This is a genomic window from Borrelia puertoricensis (genome assembly GCF_023035875.1).
Taxonomy (GTDB): domain Bacteria; phylum Spirochaetota; class Spirochaetia; order Borreliales; family Borreliaceae; genus Borrelia; species Borrelia puertoricensis.
Window position 1 is genome coordinate 38,609 of the sequence record NZ_CP075398.1, and the last position, 7,330, is coordinate 45,938.

Genomic DNA, 7,330 nt, shown 5'->3' on the forward strand with positions numbered 1-7,330 from the left:
ACTTGAAAAAAGTTCATCATTTTATTTGTTTTATGGATTTATTTTTTCCATAAATTTATATATTTGTAGTTTGTTAAGAAAAGACAAAGTCCCTTTTTCGTCGTCGTTTAATTGTTATGTAACGCTCTTAAGAAGTTTTATATTGCTTGTAATATCTTGAAATAAGGATGTGTTATTTATTGTTGACAAATTACTGTGTATCTTATCAAGAGAGTTAGTATTGCAAGAGTTTTTTAAATACTGTATGTATTGTGTTGTTGCATCTTTTAACATTTTTGTAAATATGTCTTTTAATAGTCCATTGTAATTTTCAAGAGACTCCTCTGCTTCTTTTTTTGCATCTAATGTTGTTACAATGCCCGCTATAGCTTGTTTGAGTTTATCAATATCTAAGTTTAGTATTAACTTATGTAAGTTTTCTTGTGAATTAATTATGATACTATGGTCATTTGGGTCATTTGGGTTAGGGTTTTTGATAGAGTTTTTTAGGAAAGACAAAGCCCCTTTTTCGTCGTCGTTTAATTGTTCTATGACGTTGTTATAATGTTTTATAATTCTTATAATATCTTGCAATATGAATAATGTACTGTTTGTTGTTGACAAATTACTGTGTATCTTATCAAGACTAGTATTACAAGAGTCTTTTAAATACTGTATGTATTGTGTTGTTGCACTGTTTGCTCTTTGAGTTAATTTGTCTTTTAATGTTCCATTATAATTTGCAAGAGAGTTTTCAGCTTCTTTTTTTGTATTTAATGTTAGTATGATGTTTGACAGCATTGATTTGAGTTTATTAATATCGGTTTTTAGTGTTAACTTATGTAATTTTTCTTGCATATTAATTATGGTCCTATGGTCATATGGATTAGGTATTTTAATAGAGTTTTCTAGGAAAGACAAAGCCCCTTTTTCGTCGTCGTTTAATTGTTCTATGACGTTGTTATAATGTTTTATAATTTTTATAATATCTTGAAATAGGGATGTGTTATTTATTGTTGACAAATTACTGTGTATCTTATCAAGAGAGCTAGTATTGCAAGAGTTTTTTAAATACTGTATGTATTGTGTTGTTGCACTGTTTGCTCTTTGAGTTAATTTGTCTTTTAATGTTCCATTATAATTTGCAAGAGAGTTTTCAGCTTCTTTTTTTACCTTTAATGTTAGTATGATGTTTGACAGCATTGATTTGAGTTTATCAATATCTAAGTTTAGTATTAACTTATGTAAGTTTTCTTGTGCATTAGTTATGATACTATGGTCACTTGAGTCATCTGGATTAGGTTTTATGATAGAGTTTTCTAGGAAAGACAAAGCCTCTTTTTCGTCGTCGTTTAATTGTTCTGTAACGCTATTAAGAAGTTTTATGTTGTTTATAATATCTTGAAATAGGGATGTGTTATTTATTGTTGACAAATTACTGTGTATCTTATCAAGACTAGTATTACAAGAGTTTTTTAAATACTGTATGTATTGTGTTGTTGCACTGTTTGCTCTTTGAGTTAATTTGTCTTTTAATGTTCCATTATAATTTGCAAGAGAGTTTTCAGCTTCTTTTTTTACCTTTAATGTTAGTATGATATTTGACAGCATTGATTTGAGTTTATCAATATCGGTGTTTAGTATTAACTTATGTAAGTTTTCTTGTGCATTAGTTATGATACTATGGTCACTTGAGTCATCTGGATTAGGTTTTATGATAGAGTTTTCTAGGAAAGACAAAGCCTCTTTTTCGTCGACGTTTAATTGTTCTGTAACGCTATTAAAAAGTTCTATATTGCTTACAATATGTTCAAATGTAGAAGTATGATCTTTTGGGGGTGTAATATAAAGATAAAGATCAAGCCATTCGATATCTACGGTATTAAAAGTGTTTTTTAAATGATTTGCATATGATGTTATTGACTTTTCTAATTTTTTTGTAAAAGTGTTTTTTAATGGTCCATTGTAATTTTGAAGAGAATCTTCTGCTTCTTTTTTTACCTTTAATGTTGGTATGATATTTGACAGTATTAATTTGAGTTTATCAGTATCGAAATTTAGTATTAATTTATCAAATTTTTTTTGTGCATTAATTATGATATTATGGTTATTTGGGTCATATGGATTAGGTTTTGTGATAGAGTATTTAAGGAAAGTTAAAGCCTCTTTTTCGTCGACGTTTAATTGTTCTGTAGTGTTATTATAATTTTTTATAATTCTTATAATATTCTCAAATAGGTGTGATGTATTGTTTGTTGTTGATAAATTATTGTACATTTCATTAAAGTCGGGAGTATTGCAAATGCTTTTTAAATGATTTGCATATGATTTTGTTGCGTCTTTTAACATTTTTGTAAGTGTATCTTTTAATGGTCCATTGTAATTTTGAAGAGAATCTTCTGCTTCTTTTTTTACCTTTAATGTTGGTATGATATTTGACAGTATTGATTTGAATTTATCGATATCAGAATTTAGTATTAATTTATGTAAGTTTACTTGTGCATGAGTTATGATATTATGTTCACTTGAGTCATCTGGATTAGGTTTTGTGATAAAGTTTTCTAGGAAAGTTAAAGATTCTTTTTCGTCGACGTTTAATTGTTCTATAGTGTTATTATAATTTTTTATATCATTTACAATATTTTCAAATATGTTTGCATTGTTTGTTGCTGTTGACAAATTACCGTATATCTCATCAAGAGAGGAAGCCTTACAAAGGTTTTTTAAATGATTTGCATATGATGTTGTTGTGTCTTTTAACATTTTTGTAAGTGTATCTTTTAATGGTTCATTGTAATTTTCAAGAGAATCTTCTGCTTCTTTTTTTGTATTTAATGTTATTACAATGCCTGCTATAGCTTGTTTGAGTTTATCGATATCGAAGTTTATTATTAACCTATGTAAGTTTGATTGTGCATGCATTATGATACTATGGTCACTTAGGTCATCTGGATTAGGTTTTGTGATAGAGTTTTCTAGGAAAGTTAAAGCCCCTTTTTCGTTATCATTTAATTGTTCTATAATGTTATTATAATTTTTTATATCATTTACAATATTTTCAAATATGTTTGCATTGTTTGTTGTTGATAAATTATTGTACATTTTATCAAAAGAGGAAGTTTTACAAAGGCTTTTTAAATGATTTTCATATAATGCTATTGTGTCTTTTAGCATTTGTGTAAGTGTGTCTTTTGATGGTCCAGTATAAACCCTAAGATAATCCTCAACATCTTTTTTTGAATCTAATGTTGTTACAATGTCTGATATAGCTTTTTTTAGTTTATCAATATCGGATTTTAGTATTAACTTATGTAAGTTTATTTGTGCATAAATTATGAAATTGTCGTAATCTGGGTCAATTGGGTTAGGTTTTGTGATAGAGTATTTAAGGAAAGACAAAGCCCCTTTTTCGTCATCGTTTAATTGTTCTGTAGTGCTATTATAAATTTTTATATCATTTATAATGTTCTCAAATGTGTTTGCATTGTTTGTTATTGATAAATTATTGTACATTTCATCAAAATCGGGAGTATTGAAAATGATTTTTAAAAGATTTTCATATAATGCTATTGCGTTTTCTAATATTTTTGTAAGTGTGTCTTTTAATGGTCCATTGTAATTTTCAAGAGTGTTTTCTGCTTCTTTTTTTGCTTTTAATGTTAGTATGATATTTGACAATATTGATTTGAATTTATCAATATCGGAGTTTAGTGTTAACTTATGTAAATTTTCTTGTGCATTAATTGTGATATTATATTCATCTGGGTCAACTGGGTTAGGTTTTGTGATAGAGTATTTAAGGAAAGACAAAGCCTCTTTTTCGTCGTCGTTTAATTGTTCTATAATGTTATTATAATTTTTTATATCATTTACAATATTTTTAAATACGTTTGCATTGTTTATTGTTAGTAAATTACAGTGTATTTCATTAAGACCGGTGTAGGAACACATATTTTTTAAATTATAGATGTATTGTGTTGTTGCAGTGTTTACTCTTTGTGTAAATGTGTCTTTTAATGGTCCATTGTAATTTTCAAGAGAGTCCTCTGCTTCTTTTTTTGCTTTTAATGTTAGTATGATATTTGATAGTATTGGTTTGAGTCTATCAATATTTAAATTTAGTATTATATTATTGAACTTTTCTTTTTCACCAATTGTGCTATTATAGTCATCTAAATCGTCTGAATTAGGTTTTGTGATAGAGTATTGAAGGAAAATTAAAGACTCTTTTTCGTCGTCACTTAATTGTTCTATATTATTGTTGTAATGTTGTATAGCTTTTGCAATAGCTTCAAATAGGTATGTTGTTTTGTTTATTGTTGATAAATTACAGTGCATTTTATTAAGACCGGTGTAGTAACACATATTTTTTAAATACTGTATGTATTGTGTTGTTACAGTTTTTAATATTTGTATAAAAGTATTTTTTAATAATGGTCTATTGTAATTTGTAAGAGAGTCTTCCGCTTCTTTTTTTGCTTTTAATGTTGGTATCATATTCAATAGTATTACTTTAATGTTTGCAACATTTAAATTCAGTATTAGATTATCGAACTTTTCTTGTTCATCAATTGTGATATTATGGTCATCTGAGTCATCTGGATTAGGTTTTATAATAGAGTATTGAAGGAAAATTAAAGCTCCTTTTTCGTCGTCGTTTAATTGTTTTATGACGTTATTGTAATCTTTTATATCACTTGCAATAGCTTCAAATAGGTATGCTGTATTGTTTGTTGTCAATAAATTACGGTATATTTCATCAAAATCGAGAGTATTACAAATATTTTTTAAAGTATTTGTATATTGTGTTATTGCATCTTCTAAAACTTTTATAAGTGTATTTTTTAATGGGTCATCGTGATTTATAATAGAGTTTTCAGCATATATTTTTGCTTTTAATGTTGGTATGATATTTGATAGTATTAATTTGAGTTTATCAATACTTAAGTTTAGTATTAACTTATTAAGGCTTGCTTGTGTATTAGTTATAATATTATGATCATTTGGGTCATTTGGATTGGGTTTTGTGATAGAGTTTTCTAGGAAAGTTAAAGCCCCTTTTTCGTCGTCGTTTAATTGTTTTATGATGTTATTGTAGTTTTTTATATCGCTTGCAACACTTTCAAATAGTTGTGCTGTATTGTTTGTTGTTGATAAATTATGGTATATCTCATCAAAATTGGGAGTATTATAAATACTTCTTAAAGTGTTTATAACTTGAGTTGTGACATCTTCTAATTTTTTTGTAAGTGTATTTTTTAGTGGGTCATTGTAATTTGTAAGAGAGTCTTCTGCTTCTTTTTTTGCTTTTAATGTTGGTATGATATTTGATAGTATTAATTTGAGTTTATCAATACTTAAGTTTAGTATTAACTTATTAAGGCTTGCTTGTGTATTAGTTATAACATTATGATCATTTGGGTCATTTGGATTAGGTTTTGTGATTAAATTTGCAAGGGAAGTTAAAGTTTCTTGTTCCTCGTTATTTAATTGTTTTATGACGTTATTGTAGCCTTCTATATTGCTTGTAATATCTTTAAATAGATATGCATTTGTTATCGATAAGTGATGGTACATTGTGTCAAAATTGGAAGCATTATATGTTCCCTTTAAAAGCTTTATAAATTGTATTGATGCATTTTCTAATTTTTTTATAAATGTGTTTTTTAATGGCCCATTGTAATTTTCAAGAGAGTCTTCTGCTTCTTTTTTTGTCTTTAGTATTAGTATGATATTTGATAGTATTGATTTGAGTTGATCAGTACTTAAGTTTATTATGAACTTACTAAGACTTATTTGTTCTGTAGTTGTAATTTTATTGATCCTTTTTATCTGTGTTTCGATAGAGTTTCCAAGGATAACCAAAGCCTCTTTTTCGTCGTTGTTTAAATGCTGTTTTATAACATTATTATAATGTTTTATGGTGTTTATAATATTTTCAAATATGTCTGCGTTGTTTATTGTTGACAAATTATGATGTATTTCATCAAAATTTGAGGTGTGACATATGTTTATAAGAAGATATGTAAATTGTGTAGATGCATTTTCTAATCTTTGTATAAATGTGTCTTTTAATGTTCCATTATAATTTGCAAGAGAGTTTTCAGCTTCTTTTTTTGTCTTTAGTATTAGTATGATATTTGACAGCATTGATTTGAGTTTATCAATATCGGTGTTTAATATTAACTTATGTAAGTTTACTTGTGCATTAGTTATGATACTATGGTTACTTGAGTCATCTGGATTAGGTTTTATAATAGAGTATTTAAGGAAAGACAAAGCCTCTTTTTCGTCATTGCTTAATTGTTCTGTGACGTTATTATAATGTTTTATGGTATTTATAATATTTTCAAATGTATCCGCATTATTTATTTTTGACAAATTATGGTGCATTTCATCAAAATTTGGAGTGTTACATATGCTTATAAGAAGATCTGTAAATTGTATTGATGTGTCTTTTAATATTTTTGTAAGTATGTCCTTTAATGGGTTATTGTAATTGTCAAGAGAGTCTTTTGCTTCTTTTTTTGCTTTTAACGTCAGTATGATATTTGATAGTATTGATTTGAGTTGATCAGTACTTAGGTTTAATATTAGTTTATTAAGATTTTCATTTATATTAGTTATAATGCTCTGATCATTTGGGTTGTTTGGATTAAGTTTTGTGATAGAGTTAAGGAAAGTTAAAGCCTCTTTTTCGTCATTGCTTAATTGTTCTGTGACGTTATTATAATCTTTTATGGTGTTTATAATATTTTCAAATGTATCCGAATTGTTTATTGTTGTCAACTTATGGTATATTTCATCAAAATTTGGATTGCTACAAGTTGTTTTTACAAAATAGATATATTGTGTTGTTGCAATTTTTAATATTTGTATAAATTTGTCTTTTAATAATCCATTGTAATTTGCAAGAAAGTCTTCTGCTTCTTTTTTTGCTTTTAATGTTGGTATGATATTTGATAGTATTGATTTGAGTTTATCAATATTTAAGTTTAGTATTACCTTACTAGGTATTCCATGTGCAAGAGTCAGAAATTGATAGTTATCAGGGTTAGGTTTTGTGATAGAGTATTGAAGAAAAGCCAGAGCCGTTTTTTCTTCGTCGTTTAATAGTCCTTTTAAAATTTTGGTTTGTTGCATAAATATACTCCTTAAATTTTTAAATTAACAATTTAATTATATAAGATAATATTAAACCATATAAATAAATAAGTAAATAGGTTGGAGGAATATTTATGATCCTTTTATTGATAATATAATTTAAGTGTAAGCATTAAGACGATCAATTGAGATAAATTGTTGGTATTGGAGATAAGTAATAAGAGATTTGTACTATTAATAATTAATT

The 7,330-nt window shown here is 26.7% G+C and carries 1 protein-coding gene; it reads right to left on the reverse strand.

Going from position 1 to position 7,330, the window contains the following annotated elements; all coding sequences use genetic code 11:
- Nucleotides 1-114: 114 nt before the first annotated feature.
- Entirely contained in the window at nt 115-7,122 is a 7,008-nt protein-coding gene (locus tag bpuSUM_RS09070) for a BTA121 domain-containing protein surface lipoprotein (RefSeq protein WP_247068109.1), read from the reverse strand.
- Nucleotides 7,123-7,330: the final 208 nt, after the last annotated feature.